Annotated in this window: 22 protein-coding genes, 1 tRNA gene and 1 riboswitch; of the genes, 10 read left to right on the top strand and 13 right to left on the bottom strand. The window is 57.8% G+C overall.

The genetic code is table 11. The features are described 5' to 3' along the window. Positions 1–215: 215 nt before the first annotated feature. Positions 216–2,462 carry a CHASE2 domain-containing protein gene (locus tag ACWJJK_RS22470; RefSeq protein ID WP_156879876.1) on the bottom strand — a complete coding sequence of 749 codons (2,247 nt, stop codon included), beginning with the start codon at positions 2,460–2,462 and terminating at the stop codon, positions 216–218. A 559-nt stretch (positions 2,463–3,021) separates the two neighbouring features. Here ACWJJK_RS22470 and ACWJJK_RS22465 point away from each other — a divergent pair. Further along, positions 3,022–3,447 (top strand): hypothetical protein, encoded by a 426-nt coding sequence (locus tag ACWJJK_RS22465; protein WP_133716296.1) that lies wholly within the window; start codon positions 3,022–3,024, stop codon positions 3,445–3,447. Positions 3,448–3,474: 27 nt separating this feature from the next. Here ACWJJK_RS22465 and ACWJJK_RS22460 read toward each other — a convergent pair whose 3' ends face one another. Next, entirely contained in the window at positions 3,475–3,654 is a 180-nt protein-coding gene (locus ACWJJK_RS22460) for a hypothetical protein (protein ID WP_133716295.1), read from the bottom strand. Between the two features lie 149 nt (positions 3,655–3,803). Next, positions 3,804–3,952, top strand: a riboswitch (TPP riboswitch). Positions 3,953–4,009: 57 nt separating this feature from the next. On the opposite strand from ACWJJK_RS22460, the gene thiC reads away from it, so the two are divergent. Together thiC and ACWJJK_RS22450 are read left to right on the top strand one after the other, a co-directional pair. Beyond that, positions 4,010–5,884, top strand: coding sequence for a phosphomethylpyrimidine synthase ThiC (gene thiC, locus ACWJJK_RS22455; protein ID WP_156879875.1), 1,875 nt, complete (start codon positions 4,010–4,012; stop codon positions 5,882–5,884). 218 nt (positions 5,885–6,102) lie between these two features. Continuing rightward, complete coding sequence (locus ACWJJK_RS22450) at positions 6,103–6,501, top strand: hypothetical protein (protein ID WP_077730958.1); 399 nt, start codon at positions 6,103–6,105, stop codon at positions 6,499–6,501. A gap of 112 nt (positions 6,502–6,613) precedes the next feature. Here ACWJJK_RS22450 and ACWJJK_RS22445 read toward each other — a convergent pair whose 3' ends face one another. The 4 genes from ACWJJK_RS22445 to minC all read right to left on the bottom strand — a co-directional run bounded on the left by ACWJJK_RS22445 (position 6,614) and on the right by minC (position 10,592). After that, positions 6,614–8,302 (bottom strand): ABC1 kinase family protein, encoded by a 1,689-nt coding sequence (locus ACWJJK_RS22445; RefSeq protein WP_077730957.1) that lies wholly within the window; start codon positions 8,300–8,302, stop codon positions 6,614–6,616. Between the two features lie 432 nt (positions 8,303–8,734). Continuing rightward, positions 8,735–9,013 (bottom strand): cell division topological specificity factor MinE, encoded by a 279-nt coding sequence (gene minE / locus ACWJJK_RS22440; protein ID WP_077730956.1) that lies wholly within the window; start codon positions 9,011–9,013, stop codon positions 8,735–8,737. A gap of 2 nt (positions 9,014–9,015) precedes the next feature. After that, positions 9,016–9,825, bottom strand: coding sequence for a septum site-determining protein MinD (gene minD, locus ACWJJK_RS22435; RefSeq protein WP_077730955.1), 810 nt, complete (start codon positions 9,823–9,825; stop codon positions 9,016–9,018). 29 nt (positions 9,826–9,854) lie between these two features. Continuing rightward, entirely contained in the window at positions 9,855–10,592 is a 738-nt protein-coding gene (minC, locus tag ACWJJK_RS22430; RefSeq protein ID WP_086133009.1) for a septum site-determining protein MinC, read from the bottom strand. Between the two features lie 200 nt (positions 10,593–10,792). On the opposite strand from minC, the gene ACWJJK_RS22425 reads away from it, so the two are divergent. The 3 genes from ACWJJK_RS22425 to ACWJJK_RS22415 all read left to right on the top strand — a co-directional run bounded on the left by ACWJJK_RS22425 (position 10,793) and on the right by ACWJJK_RS22415 (position 13,318). Then, positions 10,793–11,665: an aldo/keto reductase gene (locus tag ACWJJK_RS22425; protein WP_156879874.1), complete on the top strand. Its 873-nt coding sequence runs from the start codon at positions 10,793–10,795 to the stop codon at positions 11,663–11,665. Then, positions 11,662–12,072 (top strand): EamA family transporter, encoded by a 411-nt coding sequence (locus ACWJJK_RS22420; RefSeq protein ID WP_077730952.1) that lies wholly within the window; start codon positions 11,662–11,664, stop codon positions 12,070–12,072. Before ACWJJK_RS22425 ends, ACWJJK_RS22420 begins: the two co-directional genes overlap by 4 nt. Positions 12,073–12,157: 85 nt before the next feature. Then, positions 12,158–13,318: an alkaline phosphatase family protein gene (locus tag ACWJJK_RS22415; protein ID WP_086133007.1), complete on the top strand. Its 1,161-nt coding sequence runs from the start codon at positions 12,158–12,160 to the stop codon at positions 13,316–13,318. A 349-nt stretch (positions 13,319–13,667) separates the two neighbouring features. Here ACWJJK_RS22415 and ACWJJK_RS22410 read toward each other — a convergent pair whose 3' ends face one another. Next, the gene (locus ACWJJK_RS22410; protein ID WP_077730950.1) at positions 13,668–14,474 is read right to left on the bottom strand and encodes an MlaA family lipoprotein; all 807 of its coding nucleotides are present in this window, start codon (positions 14,472–14,474) and stop codon (positions 13,668–13,670) included. Between the two features lie 151 nt (positions 14,475–14,625). On the opposite strand from ACWJJK_RS22410, the gene rnt reads away from it, so the two are divergent. Further along, positions 14,626–15,276 carry a ribonuclease T gene (gene rnt / locus ACWJJK_RS22405; protein ID WP_077730949.1) on the top strand — a complete coding sequence of 217 codons (651 nt, stop codon included), beginning with the start codon at positions 14,626–14,628 and terminating at the stop codon, positions 15,274–15,276. Here the strand turns inward: rnt and grxD are convergent. After that, entirely contained in the window at positions 15,265–15,600 is a 336-nt protein-coding gene (gene grxD, locus ACWJJK_RS22400) for a Grx4 family monothiol glutaredoxin (RefSeq protein WP_454128502.1), read from the bottom strand. The two genes, rnt and grxD, sit on opposite strands and share 12 nt — an antisense overlap. 162 nt (positions 15,601–15,762) lie before the next feature. Between grxD and ACWJJK_RS22395 the strand changes: the two genes are divergently transcribed. Then, on the top strand, positions 15,763–16,788 hold the full coding sequence (locus ACWJJK_RS22395; RefSeq protein WP_077730947.1) for an isocitrate/isopropylmalate dehydrogenase family protein: 1,026 nt from the start codon (positions 15,763–15,765) through the stop codon (positions 16,786–16,788). A gap of 186 nt (positions 16,789–16,974) precedes the next feature. Beyond that, positions 16,975–17,050, top strand: a tRNA-Glu gene (locus tag ACWJJK_RS22390). Here ACWJJK_RS22390 and ACWJJK_RS22385 read toward each other — a convergent pair. The 5 genes from ACWJJK_RS22385 to ACWJJK_RS22365 all read right to left on the bottom strand — a co-directional run bounded on the left by ACWJJK_RS22385 (position 17,010) and on the right by ACWJJK_RS22365 (position 22,895). Continuing rightward, on the bottom strand, positions 17,010–17,216 hold the full coding sequence (locus ACWJJK_RS22385) for a hypothetical protein (protein WP_434114249.1): 207 nt from the start codon (positions 17,214–17,216) through the stop codon (positions 17,010–17,012). The genes ACWJJK_RS22390 and ACWJJK_RS22385 overlap by 41 nt on opposite strands. A 16-nt stretch (positions 17,217–17,232) precedes the next feature. Beyond that, positions 17,233–18,690, bottom strand: a complete 1,458-nt coding sequence (locus ACWJJK_RS22380) for a TrkH family potassium uptake protein (protein WP_077730946.1) — start codon at positions 18,688–18,690, stop codon at positions 17,233–17,235. A gap of 274 nt (positions 18,691–18,964) precedes the next feature. After that, positions 18,965–20,392, bottom strand: coding sequence for a sodium:proton antiporter NhaD (gene nhaD / locus ACWJJK_RS22375; RefSeq protein ID WP_077730945.1), 1,428 nt, complete (start codon positions 20,390–20,392; stop codon positions 18,965–18,967). Between the two features lie 218 nt (positions 20,393–20,610). After that, positions 20,611–21,315: a response regulator gene (locus ACWJJK_RS22370; protein ID WP_086134836.1), complete on the bottom strand. Its 705-nt coding sequence runs from the start codon at positions 21,313–21,315 to the stop codon at positions 20,611–20,613. After that, positions 21,312–22,895 carry a DUF4118 domain-containing protein gene (locus tag ACWJJK_RS22365; RefSeq protein ID WP_156879873.1) on the bottom strand — a complete coding sequence of 528 codons (1,584 nt, stop codon included), beginning with the start codon at positions 22,893–22,895 and terminating at the stop codon, positions 21,312–21,314. The genes ACWJJK_RS22370 and ACWJJK_RS22365 overlap by 4 nt, the downstream gene beginning before the upstream one ends. A 597-nt stretch (positions 22,896–23,492) precedes the next feature. Here ACWJJK_RS22365 and ACWJJK_RS22360 point away from each other — a divergent pair. Beyond that, positions 23,493–25,079, top strand: a complete 1,587-nt coding sequence (locus ACWJJK_RS22360; RefSeq protein ID WP_086134838.1) for a glucan biosynthesis protein — start codon at positions 23,493–23,495, stop codon at positions 25,077–25,079. The last annotated feature ends 124 nt before the right edge of the window (positions 25,080–25,203 follow it).

Below are 25,203 nucleotides of genomic sequence, written 5' to 3'. Positions count from 1 at the left end.
TTTGTAGGTCGGGAATCCCTTCCCGACGTAACGGCCCGGCCCACGGCTTCGTCGGCAAAGGATTGCCGACCTACGATCGTGCCTCCCTGTAGGTCGGGAATCCCTTCCCGACGTAACGAGTCAGCCCGCGGACTTCGTCGGCAAGGGATTGCCGACCTACGTCTAAACGCCGTTGCCTGCCTGGTGGATTAAAAACCCATTGCGTCGCTACCGCGTCATTTGGTCAACGGACGGGCCGAGTCCGATTTCTCGATGCGAATGCCGAGCGGCCGGCCGCCAGCCGGATGCGCTCCCCCGAGACGCGTCTCGCATGTCTTGAGATAAAACCGGGCCGGTCCGTCATCGGGTAATTGTAGGACAAGCTGATTGAAAGCGGCATAGGCTTCGGGCCACCGTTCTGCCTCGAAATGCCCCAGGGCAATCTGAAACCGGGCATTGAGTTCTTGCCAGCGGGACATTTCCGGTTCCGAGGGAGAAATCAACTGCGCTACGGATACCGGCCTGGTTTTTCCGGCCAGGAGAAATTGTCCCAAGTGTCTGGCCCGGATCTCGGCAATGTCCGCCAGCACCGCTTCCGACACCAGGATTTCGGTGCCGAGTATCTTGTTCAAGGCTTCCAGTCGCGCGGCGATGTTGACCGTATCGCCGACCGCCCGGATTTCGCCGCGGCTGTCGGTGCCGATATAACCGATGCGGAGCTCGCCGCAGTGAATCCCGATCCGCACCGGAAAATCGAGCCCATGAGTTTGTTCGAACCGGCGGACCGCTTGCTGGATTTCCAAGGCGGCCTGCAGCACGTTGCGCCTCGTTTCCGAATCGTCTCCCTCGGTGATCCAAATCGCCAGCATGGCATCCCCGATTACGTCGGAGATCCAACCCCCGTGCCGCGCCACGGGCTGAAAGATGACCCGGTAATAATCGTTCATAAGATCGGCGAGAGCCATCGGCTCCATGGTCTCGGCCAAGGATGAGTAGCGCCCCGCGTCGGTGGCGAGGCAGATGCCGTGGGTCAAACGCCCGTACGACGGCAATGCCTTTATGTCCTCATCGCGGGTGAGCTGGCTGAACACGTCGACCGGAATGAAGCGCTCGATCACCGACTGCATTTTTTCCTCGCGCCGAACCCGCCGCAGATGGCTAATGAGCACACTGCTCATTACGGCTGCCGGTGCCTGCCAAATCAGCGGGATGAACAGGGGCAGCCACAAGCCGTCGGCGCGGAATAGCGCCCATGCCGTCAACAAATACCCGCCGCTCAGCGCCGCGATAAAGACCATAGCCCTTTGAATCGAGAGCAGTTGAGCGCATGAACCGAGCGCAAGTCCCCAAAGGAATAGCCAAATGAGTTCCTTCAGCGGTGTAAGCGCCGGCAGCACCGATTTGTCTTCGAGCAGGTTGGCCAGCGCCGTCGCCGCCAGCTCCACCGAACTGACCGTGGAGTACGGTGAATTGAACAGACCTTCGGTATATTCGGGTTGAAAATCCTCGAGATACCCGATCAGGACGATCTTGCCCCCGAGCGACTTCAAGAGTTCTTCGGATGACGACTCGGCAAGTTTGTAATAGGGAATGGTCGGAAAGGTGCGAGTGGGTCCGTAGTGATTGAAATAACGCGACCGCCCGTTTTCATGAACACGGAACAGGGCGCGCAGCATCAGGCGCGTTTTTTCCGGTATGAGTCTTTGCTGTAGGGTCTTTTCGAGAATTGAAAGCAGATCGGACCGCGATTGGAGCAGTGCGGTGAGTTCCCTCTGCAAGGTATCGAATTGCTCCCGCTCGGTCGGCTGATTTTTGAGGAAGTCTGCGGCGCCCGGTGCAGCGTCCCCGAAAACGCGTAACAAATCGTCACGGGCCTTAAGCAAGGCATGGGCCAACAACAGCCGGGTGGGCAAGGTCGCCTGACCTTCTTCTCCGAAGAAGGTGAGAAAGCGGTTTATCCCATTGTCCTCCCTCGGCAGCAGAAACGGCGCGGTCGCCAGAGCCGCATCGGCCAATCGGTCCGTGGAATGTACCACCGATTCCAGGTATACGCCCTCGGAAACCTGGCGCGGCTTGACGTAATCGGTCAGTACGACGCGCCCCATCCGGCGCATGGCGTCGGCCATGTCCCGGTCGTCGTCCGGATCGGACGCCGGACTGAAAAAAAACACATTGAACGCGAGCAGTTCGGCATCGGATGCTTGAATGTTCCGAATGACCTGCGCATTGAGCCGGCGAGGCCATGACTGCGGATCGTTCGGCGTCTGCAGGCGCAACGCGGACTCGTGATCAATGCCGACGATCACGATATCCTCGGGAGGTTTTTCTGCGCCTCTCAGACGGTAAAGCAGGCCGAGATCGAATTCCTGTTCGAGTTGTGTCAGTGCGGGTACGACGCCGAGCATTAAACCGCTGAGCGCGATCAGAAGCGGCGCTCGGACGCGCCGAAGGCCCTCAAGTACCAGGCGGATACGAATGCTCATAAGGTGTTTCGAGTCCCGTGATTCGCACTTTGACGAGGGGAACGGTCATTGGCTGATGTCACTACAACAAATCCTGAAAGGAATCCGTCCTGATCGCAAGAATCCTTCGCCGGTTGGGGGGAGCTGTCCAGAACAGTCCACGGTCCCGCCGGCACTAGCCCGCATTTCTCACACCCTCCAATCGCAAACGGTCATCCGGGGAAGGGGCTGGCCGGCGCTCCCGGCCAGGTCGTTTGCGATTGGAGCACCCGAATGACCCTTCCAATCGCAAACAGAGGCAGTAGGATGCCGTGAGGAACGAACCGCCCTTCGACTAAGCTCAGGACGGGCATCGTTCGCGATCTCGACGTAGTGTCGGCTACGCCTTCGCCGTCGCTCAGTCCGTGCGGCGCGCCACGGCGGCGTCTCGAGGCCCTCGCTACGAAAAGGTGTGAGAAATGCGGGCTAGTTCCCGGAGCCGGCTACATTATACGGAGTGAAATTGGGAAATACGTCACGGAATTATCGTTTGCTTCGTCCTAGCCTAAGGCATCTACGAAACGTTGGAGGGGCCCGGCCGATGAAGACAAATCCGCATAATGAAAGGGCGTCGGACCTGGAGATTTATACGTTTCGCTTGCGTTTCGAAGGTTCCACCGATATTCCCCTCGAGACCGGCGGGTATTGGTGCGATGCGGAGGGGCGCCTGATCGAGGGTGCCGATGCGGTCAATGGGAAACTGCTGCTGGCGCTGACGGAACCGGAGCTCAAACATGGGCGCTTGCTCATTGCCCCGGTATCTCCCGACACGTTTCGCGCCGGCCGGCTCACGGCTGACGATCTGCGGTCGTACGATGCGTTCGAGCCGCGAGCGCTATTCGATCCCGGACTGCGGCATCACACTCTGCCGGAAATTCCGGAATCCGTGTGGCGATTCTGGTTCATATACCGACAGTTTGCGCTCGGACGGCCGAGACGGTCGCAAGCCGCCATTCAGAGCTGGTAGGGGCTGCGTAGCACCCTGTCTCCACGCTCAAAGCACCATGATCAGTTGACTTCCGAAAACGTCGACTTCGTAATGGGTCAGATTAATGATCTGAAAGGCACATGCCTGTGCCTGGGCGGGATCGTCGAAAAAGCCGATCACGACGCCCGCAACGGCATAGCCATATCCGTTAAACATGCGAATGACATTTTTGATTACCGTTTCCATCGGTACCTCCTTGGCAATCTGCGTACGCCATTCATTTCGGCAGATAAATCCGCTCGATGGGCGGAAGAATCGAAACGCTCCGATCGCCTCGCACTCGGCGGCCCCCTGCCTTGCCAAATCCCCTTTCATGCTTTAGCTTAGCCCCATATCCGTAAGGCTGGGGGTGCCCTGCTGCCGTTCTCGGCGTGGTCGATCATTTGCGAACCGGCTCACCGACGACCGTGTCCCGCAGGGCTGAGAAACACCCTTCGAACCTGATCCGGTTAACACCGGCGTAGGAAAGCCTGTCCTGAGCCTGGCGATGGACCCGTCTTGCCTGCGCCCCCTTTTTCCGTTTTTGAACCAGGAGAAAGCGATGAGCGCATTTCCCGAAGAATTCCTGCATGAAGCAGTAACCGCCAAACGAGCTTCCATACGGCCGTTCGCCGCTTCAGAAAAGATTTATGTCCAGGGCAGCCGTCCCGATGTCCGCGTGCCCATGCGCCAGGTCGTTCAATCCGACACTCCGGCCAGTTTCGGCGCCGAAAAGAACCCGCCGATTTATGTCTATGACACATCCGGGCCTTATACCGATCCGCAAGTAAGTATTAATCTGCGTCTGGGCTTGCCGCCTTTGCGCGAAGCCTGGATCGGGGAGCGCGGCGATACCGAGGAGCTTTCCGGGCCGAGTTCCGAGTATGGACGGAAGCGCCAGGCCGACCCCTCTCTCGCCCATTTCCGCTTCGAGCATATCCGCCGGCCGCGCCGGGCCAAAACCGGGGCTAACGTGACTCAGATGCATTACGCGAGGAAAGGCATCGTCACGCCGGAAATGGAATTCATCGCCATCCGCGAAAATCAGCGCCTGGAAGCGGTCAGCGAGATGTACAAGCTCCAGCATCCGGGCGAATCCTACGGCGCGTCCATCCCCAAGGTCATCACCCCGGAGTTCGTCCGGGACGAAGTCGCCCGCGGCCGCGCCATCATCCCGGCCAATATCAATCATCCGGAATCCGAGCCGATGATCATCGGCCGCAATTTCCTGGTGAAGATCAACTGCAACCTGGGCAACTCGGCCGTCACCTCCTCGATCGAGGAAGAGGTGGAAAAAATGCTGTGGTCGATCCGCTGGGGCGGGGACACGGTGATGGATTTGTCCACCGGCAAAAACATCCACGAGACCCGCGAGTGGATCATCCGCAATTCGCCGGTGCCGATCGGTACGGTACCCATTTATCAGGCCTTGGAAAAAGTGGACGGCAAAGCCGAGGAACTGACCTGGGAGATCTTCCGCGATACCCTGATCGAGCAGGCCGAGCAGGGCGTGGATTATTTCACCATCCATGCCGGCGTGCGCCTCGGGTATATCCCGCTGACCGCGAAACGCGTGACCGGCATCGTGTCGCGCGGCGGCTCGATCCTGGCCAAGTGGTGCCTGGCCCATCACAAGGAGAATTTCCTCTACACGCATTTCGAGGAAATCTGCGAGATCATGAAAGCCTACGACGTTAGCTTCAGTCTCGGTGACGGCCTCCGGCCCGGTTCCATCGCCGACGCCAACGACGAGGCGCAGTTCGCCGAACTCAAGACCTTGGGCGAGCTGACGGAAATCGCCTGGAAACATGACGTGCAGACCATGATCGAAGGCCCCGGCCACGTGCCCATGCACATGATCAAGGAAAACGTTGAAAAGCAATTGGAACTTTGCCGGGAAGCGCCCTTCTACACCCTGGGGCCGCTCACCACCGACATCGCGCCGGGCTACGATCACATCACCTCGGCCATCGGCGCCGCCATGATCGGCTGGTTCGGAACCGCCATGCTCTGCTACGTCACGCCCAAGGAGCACTTGGGACTGCCCAACAAGCAGGATGTCCGCGACGGCATCATCGCCTACAAGATCGCCGCCCACGCCGCCGATCTCGCCAAGGGCCATCCGGGTGCTCAGGTTCGCGACAACGCCTTGTCCAAGGCTCGTTTCGAATTCCGCTGGGCGGACCAGTTCAATCTCAGCCTGGACCCGGAAAAGGCCCTGGAATTCCACGACGAAACACTGCCCCAGGAAGGCGCCAAGCTGGCCCATTTCTGCTCCATGTGCGGCCCGCACTTCTGCTCGATGCGGATTACCCAGGACGTGCGCGATTACGCGCAAACCCATGGACTCAAGGAAAACGAGGCCTTGACGGCGGGCATGGAGGAGAAGGCGGAGGAATTCGTGAAGAGCGGGGCGGAGATTTACCGTAAGGCGTGACCGTTGCCGAATGGAATCTTGCTCATATCGTGGTGACGCTCGCCTGCGGTCGCAATACGCGGTTGCAGGCTGTCCCCTCTCTGATGCCCCATAGCAGTGCCGTGCCGCGCAGAAAAATTTTATCGAGGCGGCGGTTGAGTTGACGGCAGGTGACCTAATGTATCGTGATTTTTGCTATAGTCGCCTGCGTTTCCAACCATAAGAAAAGAGAGGAAATCATGGAATCGAACGTCGTCAAAGGCGCAATCGGGTTCGCCATCGTCATGATCGTCGGTTTTATCATCGTCGGCACGACGCGCGAAACTCAGCAGGAAAAAATGCAAGGCGCCTTCCTGCAAACATCGAACCTGCTCAGCAGTTTGGCTTTGGACAAATGCACCGAGGCGGTAAAGAGTGAAATCGGCACTCATCCCTACAGCCCGTCCGAATCCGACAGCGATCACGTTAAATACGTCACCTTGATCTGGAACAACGTCGGCTCGGCGAAACGCGCCGAATGCCGTTACGTCATGGATCAGGGCATCACCCTTCTGAAGATCGACGACCGCACCATCATCGAGAACGATGTAGCCGCGACCACCGCTCCCAGCGCGCCGCGTCCGGTACACCACCAATAAGCCTCGGAGAACGAAGACCCGCCTGCAGGGATCGAGCGGATCGCGACGGCGATTCCGCCGCGGGCGGTCTCCGGCGGCGCGACGAAAATCTGCGCTAAGAACCGATTCGAGGCTATCTTTCCCCTCTGCGCGAGGTTTTCCAAATCGAGATCAGCACCCATAATCCGCCGATGCCGGCGGCGGTAAACCCCAAAACGCCGAGGGCGGGCAGGCCGAACAGGGTGGGGCCGCCGCTGACGGTCATGACGATGGACGATCCGATGATGAGCGAAGCGGTCACCATGCCTACGGTTAATCGGCTGGCGGCCCGGTCCATGAGCATCCCGAAACGGTCCAACTGGCTGAGGTCCACGTGAACGTTGACGGCTCCGCTCCGGAGGAGCCTCATTAGCCTTCGGATGTCTTGCGGCAGGGCACTCAGGACCGACATCAGGCTGGCCAGATTGCGCCGGCCTTTTCGAAGCAGTGTGTCCGGGTGGTACCGAAGCACGCTGGCTTGCTGCAATAGCGGAGTCGCTTGCGCGACGATGTCGAAATCGGGATCGAGCTGGCGTCCGGTACCCTCGAGTGTGATCAGCGCCTTGAACAGCATGGTCAAATCTGGCGGCAGGGTAAGCTGGTGGTCCCGCATCAGACTCGTCATTTCTGTGAGCATGTCGCCCAGACGGAGCTGTTTGAGCGCGACGCCGTGATATTTATCGATGAACATGCCCACTTCGGCGACCAGTCGCTCGGTGCTGGGCGCGGCTTCGCCTGCCCAATCCAGCAATACGTCCACCACCGTGGCGGCATCCCGGACCACGATGGCATTGAGCATGTCCACCACTTGGTCCCGCCGCGATTCCGACAGCGAGCCGACCATGCCGAAATCGATGAAAGCCAGCCTGTTTTCGGGTAGAAAAATAAAGTTGCCGGGGTGTGGGTCGGCATGGAAAAAGCCGTCGATCAATACCATCTTGAGCACGGCGTCCGCGCCGCGTTGAGCCAGAATCTTGCGATCGAGTCCCGTGGCGTCGAGCGCCTTGAGATCCCGTCCGGCTATCCCTTCGATATATTGCTGAACATTGATCCGCTCGCCGCAGTATTCCCAGTAAACTTTGGGGATCACGATCGTGGGGTCGCCCGCGAAATTATCGGCGGCCCGCTCGGTGTTCCGTCCCTCGGTCAGCAGATCGAGCTCGTTGCGCAGGGAGATCTTGAATTGCCGCAGTACTTCTTGCGGATGGAATCGACTGACGTCGGGGAATTCGTGCTCGACGATTCCAACCAGACGCTCGAGCAGGCGTAAATCCGCTTCGATGGTCGGGCGGATACCGGGGCGGCGAATCTTGACGATCACCTGTTGGCCGTCGGGAAGACGGGCTCGATGGACCTGTGCGATGGAGGCGGCGGCCAAAGGCGTTTCGTCGAACTCGACAAACACTTCGCTGACCGACCCGCTCAAATCTTCCTCGATCTGCGATCGCAGTTTCTCGAAAGGAAGCGGCGGCACCCGGTCGTGCAGTTTTTCGAATTCCGTGATCCAGTCCGGTGGAAACAAGTCCACGCGAGTGGCAAGGATTTGGCCGAACTTGATGAAGGTCGGCCCCATCTCTTCCATGGCCTTGCGCACGCGTTGCGGCGGATCGAGGCGAAGCAGCTCCTCGAAGCGGGTCCAGTTGAGCGCCCGCCCGGCCTTTTCCAGCAGCCGCTCGAGTCCCAGGCGCTTGACCATGTCGCCGAAACCATAGCGGATCAGGATGGACGCGATGTCGTGCAATCGCCCGAGATCACGCATTGCACTCAGAGTTTCAAGTATCATCGTCGAATGATTCGCTATTGGAGGAAACGCTCAAAATCCGTGTCGATCGCCGCGACGGAATTCGACGAGCGCGGTTGTGTGGCGGGCTGCCTGAACGCCGCTATCCTAACCCGCATTCCTCACACCCTCCAATCGCAAACGGTCATCCGGGGAGCACCCGGACGACCCTTCCAATCGCTAACGGCATCTCTGGGAGCGACAGAGATGCCCATCCTGCTGCGGACGCCGATTCGCTCGCCGAACCCTTAGATCGGTTGCCAAGGGGGATATTTCTTACCTTATGTTACACGATTGGCTTATCGCGCCAGCCAGCCGAGCGTCTGCTGGACATTGTACCTATCTAGGTCGGTTTCCCGGCTGCGCGTCGGGGCGCATTCAGCTTTCGTCGGCAGCGGCGTCGACGCTTGGCTGAGGGTCATTATGGCGTGTCATTCAGCGCCGTGGACTTCGCTTGCGCTCGTTATCTTCGGGCAGGACGATATTGAGTTCCAAAATCTCGCGGTTTTCATCCTGTTCCATGGAAACCGTGATGGCGTTTTGGTCTATGTTCACGTATTTGCGGATCACTTCCAGCAAATCCTTTTGCATGGCGGCGAGATATTCGGGTTGAGAGCGCTGCGAGCGTTCGTGCGCCACCAGGATCTGAAGACGCTCTTTGGCGATAGCCGCACTCGACGGCCGAGAACTTCGAAAATAATCCAAGAGTCCCATAATTAACCCCCGAACAGCCGACCGAACAAGCCTTTCCTTTCCTCTTCGAGGAAGCGATGGGGGACATTTTCGCCTAAGTACCGGCGTATCACATCGGCATATGCCTGGCCGGCATCGCTCTTGTCGTCGAGAATGACCGGCGTTCCCGCGTTGGATGCACTGAGCACGGCTTTCGATTCCGGTATTACGCCGAGCAGATGCAAGGAGAGAATCTCCTGTACGTCGTCCACGCTGAGCATTTCGCCCAGTTTGACCCGTTGCGGGGAATAGCGGGTCAAGAGGAGATATTCCTTGATCGGTTCGAGTCCCTGTTCGGCGCGGCGGGACTTGCTGGCGAGTATGCCCAGCATGCGATCCGAGTCGCGGACCGAAGAAACTTCCGGGTTGGTGACGACAATCGCGTCGTCGGCAAAATACATCGCCAGATTCGCGCCGCGTTCGATGCCGGCGGGGGAGTCGCAGACGATGTATTCGAAGGTTTCGGACAACTCGTTCAGAACTCGCTCGACACCATCCAGGGTGAGCGCGTCCTTATCGCGGGTTTGCGAAGCGGGCAGAATGTAAAGGTTCTCGCAGCGTTTGTCTCGGATCAGGGCCTGATTCAAGGTGGCTTCCTGATTGATGACGTTCACGAAGTCATAGACCACGCGTCTCTCGCACCCCATGATGAGATCCAGGTTGCGCAGCCCGATGTCGAAATCGATGACAGCGGTGCGGTGGCCTTTCAACGCCAATCCCATGGAAACGGCGGCGCTGGTGGTCGTTTTGCCAACACCCCCCTTTCCGGAAGTCACAACGATAATTCTCGCCACTCGTGCTCTCCAGATTCAAAAAGCTTTGTTTACAGGTTTTCGATGATTAACGAACTGTCGCGCAGATAAATTTGCACCGGCTTGCCGCGCATGGATTCGTCCAAATTTTCGCTGATCTTGTAGTGTCCGCCGATGGCAATCAGTTCTGCTTGCAGGTCCGCGCAGAAAATCCGCGCATCCAGGTTTCCCTGTACCCCCGCCAATGCACGTCCGCGGAGTGAGCCGTAAATATGGATATTTCCGTCCGCCATGACCTCCGCCCCGGGACTGACTTGGGACAGAACGATCAGGTCGGCGCCGGAGGCGTAAATCCGCTGCCCGGAACGGACCGGCTGCTCGATCAGTTTGCTTCCGCTCGGCAGCTTGGCCGTCGCGCGCGATGAGGATTTCGAAGCGGAAGGCGCAGGCGCTGGTCCGGCGACGGTTTCGTGCTTGTGTTCCGGAAATATGGCCAGTTTCGCGTCTTGCGCCGCCGCTTGCAGCCTTGAACTTCCGCCGCGGGTGCCGACCGGAACCAAATGATGATCGTGCAGGATGTCGATCAAATCGAAGAAATCGACATAGGCGTTGTTGGGCAGGTCGCTGAGATCGATCACCACCGGGGCATTACGGAAAAATTCCGGTGCTTGCCGGATCTTGTCTCTGAGCTGTTGGGCGACAAGCGCGTTGTCGCTGTTCGAAAGCTTCAGGATCGGCAGCGTAATGGAACCCGATTTGATTTCGAGCGAAACGGACCGGGCCGACTGTTCGTTAGACTTGACGGGCATCCTGATTGGGCGGGGCTCATCGGCGGAATTTGCGATGGGCGCATTCTATCACTCCCTTAAAATTTGCGTAAACGCAAGCCGCGAAAAGCGAATTTCCCGACTGAGGTTCCATCGAGCGAGCAGGGCACGCGCCAACGATGCTATGATCTTCGAAACGATCGCCAGTTTGCTGCGTCGCGCGTAGCCAGGAGGGAAACTTCATGAGCCAAAGAGAGATAGATGGTACCGGCATTAGGGTTGTGCCCGTCGGGCTAGGTGCCATGCCGTTGTCCATCCAAGGCAGGCCCAGCGAAGAACAAGCGTTTCAAGTCATCGAGACCTTTCTCGCCGAGGGCGGCAATTTTATCGATACGGCAAACGTTTATTGTCTGGACGATTCCGACATCGGGCACAATGAACGCCTCATCGCCAAAGTTCTGGACCAACTCGGCAAACGGGATCAGGTTGTCATCGCAACCAAAGGCGGTCTCAGGCGCCCGGGCGGCGAGTGGGTGATCGACGGGGACCCGAAATTTTTGCGGGAGTCCTGCGAACGAAGCCTCAAAGACCTGAAGACGGATTGCATCGAGTTATATCAGCTTCATGCCGTTGATCCCAATATCGGCTTGCTGCCTTCTCTGGAAGAGCTGATAAAGCTCCGGGACGAAGGCAAAATCAGGCATATCGGGCTATCCAATATCACTAGCCTGGACATTCTCCAGGCCACTCTCGATCACGCGCCTATCGTTTCCGTCCAGAACCGTTGCAATCCGTTCGAAAAGCAGGATTTCGCCAACGGCGTGATCGACTATTGCGGTTTGAAAGGCATCACCTATATCCCTCATAGTCCGGTAGGCGGACACTACGGTCACGTTCGTCTCGGTCACAGCGAATTGTTCGAACGTCTGGCCGAAAAGTACCGATCGTCCCGTTACGGCATCGCCTTGGCCTGGCTGCTGGCCAAAGGCGAGCATATCATTCCCATTCCGGGAGCCAGCAAGCCGACCAGCATCGCGGACAGCATGCGCGCCTTGCACGTCCACCTCGATCCGGAGGATGTTCGCGCAATCGACAACATACCGGAACTTCGGTGACTCATTGGCTTTTGCCCGCGACGACGGCATTCATCTGCTGGGGAATTTGGGCATTTCTGCCGAAACTCACCACGCGCTATATCGATCCCAAAAGCGCCATTATTTACGAGGCTGCCGGCGGGCTCGTCGTAGCGCTGGTTGTTCTGGCCCTTTTCGTCTTCAAGCCGGCCACGGAGCCGCGCGGCATGGTGTTGGCGTTGAGCACCGGGATCCTCGGGGCCATGGGAGCTTTCGCTTATCTTTATGCCATGACCAAAGGCCCGGTTGTGTTGGTCTCCACGGCTACGGCCTTGTATCCGACCGTCGCCGTGGTTCTGGCCTATTTTTTCTTGAACGAGTCGGTTACTCTCAAGCAAGCGATCGGGATCGTACTAGGTCTGATCGCGATGGTATTGGTTAGCACTTGAAGAGCGATTAGTCGGTTCTGCGCAACGCGCCTTAAGGTTGCGTAGCCCATACCGGCAATGATGCTTGCCAGGGAATAAAACGCGCATGCAATTACCGGACTATCAAGGCGCCGGCATCGTAAATCTGCTCAGCTCGCTCATTACCGGGCTCGGTGGCGAGCCGAACGGCTATGCGCCCCTCAACGGCCTGTCATCGGCGGAGGTGGGCGCTTACCGCAATGTTGTTCTGATCGTAGTCGACGGACTCGGTTATGAATACTTGATCAGGCAGGACCGCGGCAGTTTCTTGCGGCAACATCTCCGCGGACGCATGACATCGGTCTTTCCGTCCACTACCGCGACGGCCATAACGAGCTTCTTGACCGGACTGGCGCCGCAACAGCACGGTTTGACCGGATGGCACATGTATTTCAAGGAATTGGGTGCCGTACTGTCGGTATTGCCTGGTGTGCCTCGATACGGCGGGATACCGCTGGGGAAATGCGGCATCGAAGCCGAAAAATTTTTCGGCCATGTGCCGATCTTCAATCGCATTCCGCTGCCTTGCTATATCGTTTCCCCGCGCCGTATAGCCCATTCGGACTTCAATTTGGCGCATCAAGGCAGAGCCGAATTGCGAGATTTCGATACGATCGAGGAATTTTTCGGCGTGATCGTTCGGACTCTCCGGAAGGATGTTCATCGCAAATTCATTTATGCCTACTGGTCTGAGCTCGACCATATCGGCCATGAGAATGGATCGGCAAGCCCGGAGGCGGAACAGCATCTGGCTGAACTGGACAGCGCCTTCGAGGCGTTTTTCGGAAACATTGCGGGAAGCGATACGCTGCTCATCGTCGCGGCGGACCACGGTCAAATCGATACCAGCCCCGAGCGTGTCATCGAGCTGGACGATCATTCGGAGCTGAATGAATGCCTGATATTACCTTTATGCGGTGAAAGACGGGCTGCATATTGCTATGTGAAATCGGGCGAGACGCAACGCTTCGAACGTTATGTACAAGATAACTTGGCCGCTTACCTCGAATTGCATCTCAGTCGGGATCTTCTCGCTTCCGGCTGTTTCGGTTCAGGCACGCCTCACCCCCGGTTGACCGAACGCATAGGCGATTACATGCTGATCATGAAGGAGAATTACGTGATCAAGGATTGGCTCCCCGGCGAACGCCCATATCGGCAGATCGGTGTCCACGGCGGCATGAGCCCGGAGGAGATGTTCGTCCCGCTTATCGTGGCGGCGGCTTAGGCGGGAAGGCTGCGTACGAGTAGGCTCGGGTTATGCGGAGACTCGGTTAGATGCGGCCTCGGAGATCGCACTTCGACCCGAAGAGTCGAAGCTTTGTCTGTCACGATGCGAATGGATTCGAAGGTAGGCGTGCAAAGAAAAAAACCGGCACGGGAACGTCCGGTGCCGGTTTATGCGTCTTCTGACGTAGCGCTTAGAGCGTTTTCCATCCCGGTGTACGGATTCGTGCCAGGAGGGGAGAACGTAGGTCGGCAATCCCTTGCCGACAAAGCCCTTCGCCGAGCCGATACGTCGGCAAGGGATTGCCGACCTACATATCCGAATCCCTTACACCGATTCGGAAAACGGGCTAAAGCTGTTCGTTTTCCGGTTTTTCCTTCTTTTCGGTATCTCCGTTGCTTGGGCTCAAGCCTTCCAATTCAAGGTCCATTTCCTGCTCGAACTCATCCTCCAGAGGAGGGTTGCCGTCATGGATCAGGTAATTGCGCTGCTGAAAGTAAGCGTTACGAATAAACTCGTAACGGTCGACCGAGGCCTCGTCAACGATTTTGGTGGCGCTCAACAGGTCGGCGCGCATGTCGACCGTTTTCAGAGTGCCCGTTCCATAGGGAATCGCGGCCGGAGTGATCCAGTTAATGGGGTTGGCGGCGGTGTCTCCGGCCAAGCCGAGGGCGCCGCGGGGCGTGCTCGGTCCGATGAACGGCAGAACCAGATAGGGACCCGACGGAATGCCCCAGGCGCCCAAGGTCTGATCAGTATCTTCGTTGTGTTTCGGTAGATCGAGCTTGGAGGCGACATCGATGAATCCGCCCACACCCAGAACCGTATTGACCAGGAATCGGCCGGTGTCTTGCCCGGTTTGGAGAAGCTTGAATTGCAACAGGTCGTTGGCGATTACGCCAATGTCGTCCACATTGCTGAAGAAGTTGGTGATACCCTTATCGACGAACGACGGCGTGATATATTGATAGCCCTGACTGACGGGCTTCATGACATAATCGTCCAGAGTATCGTTAAATTTCTGAACGCCGCGGTTCCACCCTTCCCAAGGGTCGCGTGGATCATGCTTGGTGGCGGTCGCGCAGCCGGCAAGACTCACGATAAGCGCGAGTCCGAAGACCGGCAATGAAGGGCGTAACTGGCGAGTTGTTTTCATTTTTTTTGTTCCTTTCCCGAAGTCGATCAGGCTTTCTCTAAAATTAGCATATCCAGGGCGAAGCTTCGAGCTACCGCGAACTTAAATTCGAGTTGACGGGAAAATATAATGAGCTTAGCGAACCTAGTCGAGAAAAAAATGCGATCGAATAATGCCTGATCATCATCTCGCCAGTTTGGCGCGCCGCTTCCGCGGCTATTTGCCTGTCGTCGTCGACGTCGAAACCTCGGGTCTAAGCCCTTCGGAACATGCTTTGCTGGAAATTGCCGTGGTTATTCCCGAGATGAACGGCAACGGCCATCTCCAGATCTGTGAGACCCATTCCACTCATATCAAGCCGTTTCCAGGTGCTCGCATGGATCCGGCTGCCTTGAGTTTCAACAAGATCGATCCTTATCACCCGTTTCGATTCGCGGTGGATGAGAAGGAAGCGCTCTCGAAGATCTTCCAGCCCATTCGCGCCGCCGTCCGGCGCACCGAGTGTACTCGGGCGATCCTGGTCGGGCACAATCCCGCCTTCGACATCGGTTTTTTGAACGCGGCAGTGGCGCGGTGCGGGATCAAGCGGAATCCTTTTCACCCTTTCAGCACTTTCGATACCGCTACTTTAAGCGGTCTGGTTTACGGCCAAACCGTGCTGGCGAAGGCGGTGCAAGCGGCGGGATTCGAGTGGAACAACGACCAAGCGCATTCCGCGATTTATGACGCCGAGCAAACCGCTCGCCTGTTCTGTACGATCGTAAATCGCTGGAAAGACCTGGTAACGATTGAAAAAGGCAGCCCGGAGGATTTACTCGGATGAATCCACCGAAGTAGGAGCCGCTTCGCTCAGCCGCTTCTGCAACTCGCCGCTTTCGAACAGCTCCAACATGATATCGCTTCCGCCGACCAGCTCGCCGTTAATGTAAAGCTGCGGAAACGTCGGCCATTGAGAAAATACCTTCAGCCCCTCTCTCAGCTCGGGATCTTCGAAGATGTTCACGTAAGCGTACTCGACGCCGCAGCGTTCCAAAATTTGCACTGCCCGTCCCGAAAAGCCGCACTGAGGAAAATCGGGAGACCCCTTCATGTAAAGGATCACCTGATTCTCGGCGAGTTGTTTCTTGATGCGTTCTGTAACGTCCATACCGGCTGTCTCAAATTAAAGTGGATAAAATACCTTAGTGAATCTATCAGAAATGATCGGCGCTCGGAAGGCCGACTCTGATGCTTAAACTTTGTCGTTTACTGTTGGATAATCCGCTAAAGCGACAATTTCATCACTCAAAATAAATAAGGAATTCTCTGCATGCATCAGATTACCCTCATTCCCGGTGACGGTATCGGACCTTCCATCGTCGATGCCGCGGTCAGCGTGATCGAAGCGACCGGCGTAAGAATCCACTGGGATCGGCAATTAGCCGGCATGGCGGCTGTCGAAAAACATGCCGATCCATTGCCCGATGCGACCATCGAATCAATCCGGAACAATCGAATTTGCTTCAAAGGCCCGCTGACCACGCCGGTCGGCGGGGGTTACCGAAGCGTCAACGTAACCTTGCGACAGACATTCAACTTGTATGCGAATGTTCGTCCGGCCATTTCTTTCGAAGGCACCAGCACACCGTTTCAAAATGTAAACCTGGTGACGGTTCGCGAGAATACGGAAGGCCTCTACGCCGGTATCGAGCATTTCATCAAGGTCGATGCGGAAAAACTGGGAGCAGAAAGCATCGCGATCGTTACCAAGAAAGGCTCCGAACGGATCATCGAATACGCCTTTCAATATGCGCGCAAAACCCAGCGCAAAAAAGTGACGCTGGTGCACAAAGCCAACATTTTGAAGTGTACCTCCGGGCTGTTTTTGGAAATCGGTCGGGAAGTCGCCAAGGCTTATCCGGAGATCGAGTTCGAAGACAAGATCGTCGACGCCTGCTCGATGCAACTGGTCATGAGGCCGGAAGTGTTCGATGTGATCGTTACCACCAACTTATTCGGGGATATTCTGTCCGACTTGGCGGCAGGTCTCATCGGCGGGTTGGGATTGACCGCAGGCGCGAACATCGGCACCGATGCCGCTTTATTCGAGGCCGTGCACGGCAGCGCGCCGGATATTGCCGACAAGGGCATTGCCAATCCGACGGCCATGATCCTGGCGGGCGCCATGATGCTCGAACATATCGGGGAGCTCGACGCTGCCCGGAAAATCGAACAAGCCGTCCGTAAGGTCATCCGCGACGGCAGAATCGTGACGCCCGACCTAAACGCGAATTCGCCCTACGGAACGCAACATATGGCCGATGCCATAATCCGCGAGCTCATCGAGCAAGGCTGATCGGAAAGCACCGTTCTCGTAGAAGTTTTCTGCTGCCAGGCAGCCCACACAGTATCTCAAGATTGGCCCCATGACCGACTTACATGGGGCCAAACGCAGACGGACCTTGTTCGCCAAGGCGCGAATAGGAAAAATTGGATTTGATCAATCGGACGTCTCGCGCTAATCTATTAGGCCTTCCGCTACGTCCCCATCGTCTAGCGGCCCAGGACTCCGCCCTCTCACGGCGGCAACAGGGGTTCGAACCCCCTTGGGGACGCCAAGTTTATATAACCTTGGGACAGCAAGGTCCCGACGGTCGTTTGTCCTTCCGCCCGCAATACTTTCTTGCCTTTCCGTTCCACCGGAATACACCGAATCGGTTCCTTGAGCAGTTGCCGGAGCGCTTTTCGTGCCGCGGCCACATCGCGCTGCATCCAGCGCGTCAAACCTCTGGAGTGACGCTCATTTGCGCCAGTAGGCCGGCGTGAACAGGATCAGCGCCGTGAACACCTCGATGCGGCCAAGAAACATGGCCAAGGTGCAGATCCACGTTTGAAAGTCGGTCAATCCGCCGTAGTTCGTGGCGGGTCCCACTTCCCCCAATCCGGGACCCGCATTGTTGATGCTGGCGAGCACGGCGGAGAACGATGACAGGAAATCGAGTCCACTGATTACGAGCAATAAGGTAAGGACCACGACGCTCATGAAATAGACAAAAATAAATCCGAGCACCGACAGGACGATCGGTGACTGAATGACCATATTGCCGAGTTTGAGCGGGTTGACCGAAGTGGGGTGAGTCAGCAGGAACATCTGGAGCTGGCTTTGTTTGACGAGAATCAGGGTCCGCATCATCTTGATGCCGCCGCCGGTGGATCCGGTGCAGACGGCAACGCAACTCACGAAGAACATCCACAGCGGCGCAAAAATCGGCCACTCGTTGAAATCGGCGGTGACAAACCCGCAGTCGGTGCCGATGGACACCAAGCTGAAGCTCGCGTGGCGAAGGGCGGTCGGAAAATCCGCATAAGTGCCCTGAAGCCACAGATAAAGCCCAATTGCCACGCAACTGCCCACCACAAGCACCAGATAAGGTAGCAACTCGACATCATGCTTGTACGGCATCAGGCTCCTGCCGCGGAGCGCCAGAAAATGCGTGGCGAAGTTCATCCCCGCCAGCAGCATGAAAACGATCAAAACCGCCTCGATTGCGGGCGAATTGAAGTGGCCGACACCGGCGTCGTAGGTGGAGAACCCGCCGAGCGACAAGGTTGCAAATGCATGGCAGACAGCGTCCAGCCACGTCATCCCTGCCCATTTCAAGGCAAAAATGCAGGCCACGGTGATGCTGCCGTAAACCAGCCAGAGATTCTTGGCCGTCTCGGTAATGCGCGGCGTGAGCTGGCTGTCTTTCATGGGGCCGGGCGTTTCGGCCATAAACAGCTGGCGGCCACCGACACCGAGCACCGGGAGAATCGCCACCGCCAAGACGATGATTCCCATGCCGCCCAACCAGTTGAGTTCATGCCGCCATAAATTGATGGCGGGCGGCAGCCGATCCAATCCGGTCAGAGTCGTGGCGCCGGTAGTCGAAAGTCCGGACATCGTTTCGAAGTAGGCGTCGGTAAACGACAGGTTCTTCAGATACGACATGAGTGGAAAAGTTGCAAAGGCGGCCATTCCCGTCCAGGCGAGCACCACCAGCATAAAGCCCTGTTTGGCCTTCAACTCCCTATCGAATTGGCGGGTCAGTATCCAAAGTAGCAAACCCGCACCCAAGGTGAGCAGCATGTCCTCGATGAAAAGCAGTTCCGTCCCATCCCGATAAATGAGCGACGTCAAAATAGGCAAGATGTAGGTCATGCTGAAGACCATTAGCATCAGCCCGAAAACCCGGGCCAGTGACAGAAATTGAATCATGCTGAAATGCTTTTTTGTTCTTATTAACCCGGCCTATAAATATAGGCCGGGTTAATCCGGGGCAGGGATGCCCCGGCGCGGCGACAAGCCGCGTGAGCCCAGGCCGGGCGTGTACCGGCCTGGGCGGCGGCCCGAAATACCAGGAGGGTATTTACGGGCCTGATTAATAAGATTTCTGTATGCGCAGAATAAAAGGCATCGGAATTTCCGTCCGTAAGCGATCACTATCCCATTTTCTTTGAGACGATAGCCATTCCAGAACTTACCCTGCGCGCTAAAAATACCGGGCATTGATCACGAAATGCGCGACTATGCTGCCGGCATACCCGAGCGCAATGGCCGGAACCCATTTCAGGTGTGTGCTGAAGGTATAGAAGCCTTTGGCTTGACCGAGAAGTCCCACACCCGCCGCCGAGCCGATGGCGAGCAGGCTTCCCCCGACACCCGCCGTCAGCGTCACCAATAACCATTGCCCCTGTGAGATATCGGGCATCATCGTCAGCACGGCGAACATGATGGTGCCGTTATCGATGAAGGCGGAGATGATGCCCACCAGCACGTTGGCGATGGTGGGGTCGAGATCGGTATAAAGGAACTGCGAGGCGTAGTTCAAATAGCCGATGAAGCTCAAACCCCCGACGCTGACCATGACGCCGTAGAAGAACAGCAGCGTGTCCCATTCCAATCGCGAGACGTTGTGGAATACGTCGAAATGATGCCGTTCCTCCAGGTCGTAGGGGATTTCCATGGCATCGGTATCGGCGACTTCGCCCGAATTGCCGCGTGGCGCCGCAGTCTTCTGCAGGTAATAGCTGAAGAATTTCAGATAGGTGAGCCCCGCCAACATGCCGGCGGCCGGCGGGAGACTCAGGAAGTTCTCGAAACAGACGGCGGTGACGATGGTCAACAGAAACAACAGAATAATCGTTTTCGCCCCGCGCCGCAGGGCGAAAGCCTCCAGAGCGGGTGCCGGCTTTTCCTTGGGAACCCAGAAGTACATGATGGCTGCCGGCAGGACAAAATTGACGATGGAGGGGACCAGCAACGAATAGAACTCGATGAACGGCACGACCCCTTTTTGCCAGACCAGGAGGGTCGTGATATCGCCGAACGGACTGAAGGAGCCGCCGGCATTGGTGGCAACCACCACGTTGACGCAGGCCACGCCGATGAAGCGGCGGTTATCCCGCCCCATCGCCATGATCACGGTGCCCATCAAAAGGGCGGTGGTGAGATTGTTGCACACCGAGGACAGCAAGAAGGACAGGCATCCGGTGATCCAAAACAGCTGCCGATAGCTGAAGCCCTTGCGCAGCAGCCAGATACGCAGGGATTCGAACACCCCCCGATCTTCCATGGCGTTGAGGTAGGTCATCGAAACCAGTATGAACAGGAATAGCTCCGCGTACCCCTCCAACCCAGTGCGGAATGCTTGCTCGGCCTGCTCGCCAAGGCCGTCCCGGACGTATACGGCAGCAATCAAGACCCAGATGAGGCTGGCGGCAAGAACCATCGGCTTCGATTTCCTGAGTTCCGTGACCTCCTCGATCATGGCCAGCGCATAAGCTCCGAGGAAGATCGCGACGGCCAGATAGCCGACGGCATGATGGGTCAGATCCAGCGGCGGCGGTAGGCTGCCCTCGGCGCTCAGGGCCGGGACCGGTAAGGCGGCAAGCACGATCATCAGCCATTTCTTATTCATGATTGATCGGCTTGTTGGTGAGTACGATGTAGCCGTGTTTCTTGACCGATCAGCCGCTGATGACGGCTGCCCGCTTGTCTCGTTATTAAGACGTGAAGCATGGATGGCATTCCGCTGTTTAATGTTGAACGAAAAGGCAATGCAGACCTGATCATGCAAAGGCGAGCGCCGCCGGTCATTGCTTGGCTGCATCAATGCACGCGCTCGTGGGTCTTCGATCATTCGTCGTCGCACAGACGGTATCCCACACCGGGTTCCGTCAGGAGATAGCGGGGTCTGGCGGGATCGGCCTCGATCTTGTGTCGCAACTGGCCCATGTAAATCCGGACGTAATGGCTGTGCTCGGTATGGCCCGGACCCCAGACCTCGTTCAGCAGCTGTCTGTGGGTGACGACACTTCCCGCATGACTGATCAGGGCGGTCAGTAGGCGATACTCGATCGGCGTGAGATGGATCTCGCGGTCTTCGAGAGAAACTTTCCGCCGGGTCAGTTCGACCTTTAGGTCGCCGACTTGAAACACATCGCGCGGCGGTCCCCACGAACGCTGCGAGGCACGCCGCAGCAATGCCCGGATACGCGCCACGAGTTCCGCCGTACTGAAGGGTTTGGTCAGGTAATCGTCCGCGCCGGCATCGAGGGCCTGGGTGATGTCGTTTTCGTGATTTCGGGCCGACAGGATGATCAGAGGGACTCCAGTGCGTTTCCGTAACCGATCCACCACCTCCACGCCATCCATGTCCGGCAGTCCAAGATCGAGGATCACGAGTGCCGGTTTGGCGCTTCGCGCCGAAGCCAAACCCTCGGTCCCGGTCTCGGCCGTGATCACCGACCAACCGTCCTGGCCGCTCAGACAGGTGCTCAAGAACATCCGCAAGTGCGGATCGTCCTCGATGACCAATATGACGGGGCGGGTTTCCGTCATGACCGCGATAAAGCCTCGTTTTCCAGCTCGATGTCCGGCGGCGTTTCCGTGAGCGGCAGTTCCAAGCGGAAGACGGATCCTCCGCCGGCCCGGGGCTCGACGCGAATGTCGCCGCCGTGTGCGCTGATGATGGCCCGGCAGATGGCCAAGCCGAGTCCGGCGCCGCCCTGAGGCGCTTCCGGGTAAATGCGGAAGAACTTGTCGAAGATCTGGTGCTCGAATTTTTCCGGAATTCCGGGACCCCGGTCGGCTATGAAGAGGGTCAGCAATTTCGGGGACAGTTCTGCGGTAATCTCGATGGGGCTCGCTTCCGGCGTATATTTGACGGCATTCTCGAGAAGGTTGACCAAGACTTGCTGCATCAAGACCGCGTCGACATGGACCAGCGTCAATCCGTTATCCAGATCCACCGTGACCGGCCGGTTTTCAAGCTGTTTTCGCATCCGGCGCAGGGCGCTGCCGATGATTTCCTCAAGGGCGTACCACTGTCGATTCAGCGCAACCTTCCCGGCTTCGAGCCGGGCCATGTCCAGGATCTTATGCGTGAGATCGGACATCCGCTTCGCGTCCTCATGGATCGCTCGGATCAGCTTTTGGCGGTGCTCGGCATCCAGGTGTTCGTCGCCTTCGACCAGCGTTCCCGACGCGCCGACGATCGTCGAAAGCGGGGTGCGGAGATCGTGGGAAATGGCGCTCAACAGCGAATTCCTCAGGGTTTCCGCCTCTATTCGGATGGCCGTGCAGCGAGCTTGTTCGGCAGCCCGAACCCGCTCCAGAGATTGAACGATTTGATGGAGAAAGAGATCCAGGAGCGTCCGTTCTTCCGGCGAAAGCCTTCGGTGGGCCGGGAGTGCCATAACCCATACGCCGAGGACGCCTTCGGAGCCGACCAAGGGCCAGTAGAGCGAGGTCTCTGCGGAATTTGCGTCGGTGCCGCCACCGGGCGGCTGCGGTTGCCCCTGGTCAAAAGTCTGTTGTGCAAGGGCAAGATCCAGATCCGGCATGCCTGGCGGCCAAAGATCGCCTTCCGGACAGTGCAGCCGGGCTTGGCCGTCCGGAACGAGCAGGGCGTTCGGGAGCCCAAATTCGGAGTAGATATGTTTGATGCCGGCTGCGATCACGTCCGCCTCCTGGCGCGTACCGGCCAGTTCCTTGCTCAGCCGGTACAGCGTCGAGGCGCGCTGTTCCCCCTGCGCCGCCACGGCGGCCTGCGATCGAAGCGCATCCATCAGGCTGCTGGTCACGACCGCAACGATCAGCATGACGGCAAGGCCGATCAGATGCTCCGTATCGGAGACGGCGAAGGAAAAAATCGGAGGGGCAACGAAAAAGGCGAAAGTCCCGGCGCTCTGAAGAGAGGCCAGGATGGAGGGGCCGCGTCCGAACCGGATAGCCACGAAAAACACGCCCAGCAAGTAAATCATCAGGATGTTCGCTGGGCTGATCTGACCGCGCAGCGGCCAATTGATCAACGTGCAAAGCGTGGGAGCCGCCAACCCCCAGAAATATCCAACCGCTCGGCGGTAGGGCCTATGCAAGGAAGTAGGGGCGTGGGATGAGGTGCTCGTGGCGGATACCATGCGCGTTGGCTGCTCTAAAAGGCCGGAATTGACCGAGGCGAACTCGCCGTATTCGTGACTTCGGCCGGCCTCAATCGCGTCTTTGGACTAATCCTAGTGTGCCGATATCCTTGCTAAAGCTCTCTCGAAGCATGCGTAGCCGAGGTACTGTTCCGACGGGTCTGCGCCGTTCACTCTAGGCTTTCGGATCTAAAGATGGTGTAAATTTTGCGTCAATAATGAGTGGCATATTTATTTCAAAACAGAAAGCAATCGAGATGTCAGCCATCGCCCTCCACCGTGATCGATATCAAACCGCTCCCCCGGCGATTGACCTACCGCGCTGCCTCCAAGCGTACTCTGGCCTATCGGGGCCGCGGCGTTACCTCGGAACCAAGGCCGTAACCCGCCGAGCGACCTCGAATCGGTGGGTTACGCTCCGCTAACCCACCCTACGTTTCATGTTCACTCGAATGCCGAATGGAATTAGGAATCGCGTTCGGGGCAAGAGCCGGGCACTTCTCGGAATTGCCAAGACAATGCCGGTTTCATACGATTTCATCGGCGTTCGTTATTGAAACGCTAAGTCATTAGTACCAGTTACAGAATTACAATCCAATGAATCAGAAGTTGAGTCGGCGCGGATTCTTGAAATCCGCTTCCTTAGTAGCCTTAGGGGGAACGCTTTTCAACGTGGCTCGGGCTGTCCCGCCTGCGTCCGAAGGGCTTCGTTTGGGCCCTGGTCAGCTCTTTTCCTTTGAGGCGCTGATCGAGCGGGCTGCTGCCATGGCCAAGGCGCCCTATGAATCACCACCCAAACCCCTGCCCAAAGTCGTTCAGCAGATCGATTACGATGCTTGGGGGAATATCCGTTACCGTCCCGATTATGCTTTGTTCGCGAATGGGCCGTCCCTCTATCCGGCTACTTTTTTTCACGTGGGCCAGTTCTTCCAGAAGTCGGTCAAGATGCACGTTCTGGAGCACGGAGTGGCGCGGGAAATCTTGTACAGACCCAAGTATTTTTCGATGCCCAAGGACAGCATCGCCCGCAAGCTGCCTGAAGATACGGGCTTTGCAGGTTTTCGCCTGCAGGAATCTCGGAAGCGCAAGGACTGGCGAACCCAAGACTGGATAGCCTTTCTCGGCGCCTCATATTTTCGGGCTATCGGCGCCTTGGGCCAGTACGGACTGTCCGCCCGCGGCGTTATCGTGGACTCCGCCGAACCCACGCCTGAAGAATTTCCGGATTTCACCGAATTTTTCATCGAGGGCGCTCGGAAAGAGGACCAGCCGGTCTCGGTTTACGCTCTGCTGAATAGCCCCAGCCTTACCGGTGCTTATCATTTTTCGATCCGGCGTACCGAGGGCGTGATACAGGACGTCGAGGTGGTTCTTTTCCTGCGCAAGGACATCACCCGGTTGGGACTGGCCCCATTGACCTCCATGTATTGGTTCAGCGAAAAGGAGAAACGCCAACGCGAGGACTGGCGCCCGGAAGTCCACGATTCCGACGGTCTCGCGATCTGGAACGGCAACGGCGAACGGCTCTGGCGTCCGTTGATCAATCAGCCCTTCGCCGTGACCTCCAGCTTCGCCGACAAGGGGCCGAAAGGTTTCGGCCTGATGCAGCGCGACCGGGTGTACGAAAACTATCTCGACGGCGTCAACTACGAACGGCGGCCCAGCCTGTGGGTGGAGCCGCTGGACGACTGGGGCCCCGGCGCCGTCCAATTGGTGGAACTGCCTACGGACGACGAAATCCACGACAACATCGTGGCTTACTGGCGGCCGGACGGACCGGCGCGTGCCGGCAACTCCTACCGGCTGCGCTATCGGCTGCACTGGCTGGGGGACGAGCCCTACCCGGCGCAGGTGGCCCGCTGCGTGGCGACCCGGATCGGGCGTGGCGGTCAGCCGGGAAAACCTCGGCCGAAGGGCGTGTACAAGATATGCGTCGAATTCGCGGGCTCGGCGCTGGATCCGCTGTGGGGCGATTCGGTCAAGGCCGAACCGGTCGTCTCCGCGTCCGGCGGAACCGTCTCCGGCGCCTTCATCGAGCCGGTGCCGGGCACGCGCCGCTGGAGGGCTATCTTCGACCTCGTCCCGACCGGCAGCGATCCTGTCGAGCTCCGGCTCTACATCCGCGGCAACGGCGATGCGCTGACCGAAACCTGGCTCTACCAGTTCCGCGCGGGCCCGGCCTAATTCCAAATCGCTTTCAATCAGGAATTGATTTTTGTAGGGTGGGTTAGGCCGCGAGGCCGTAACCCACCGAGCGGCCTCGGACCTGTCCTGAACCAAGTCGAAGGGTCGGTGGGTTACGCTTCGC

Source organism: Methylocaldum gracile (assembly GCF_053646815.1).
Note: the sequence above shows the minus strand (reverse complement) of the source record. Positions and strands in the feature narration are given on the sequence as shown.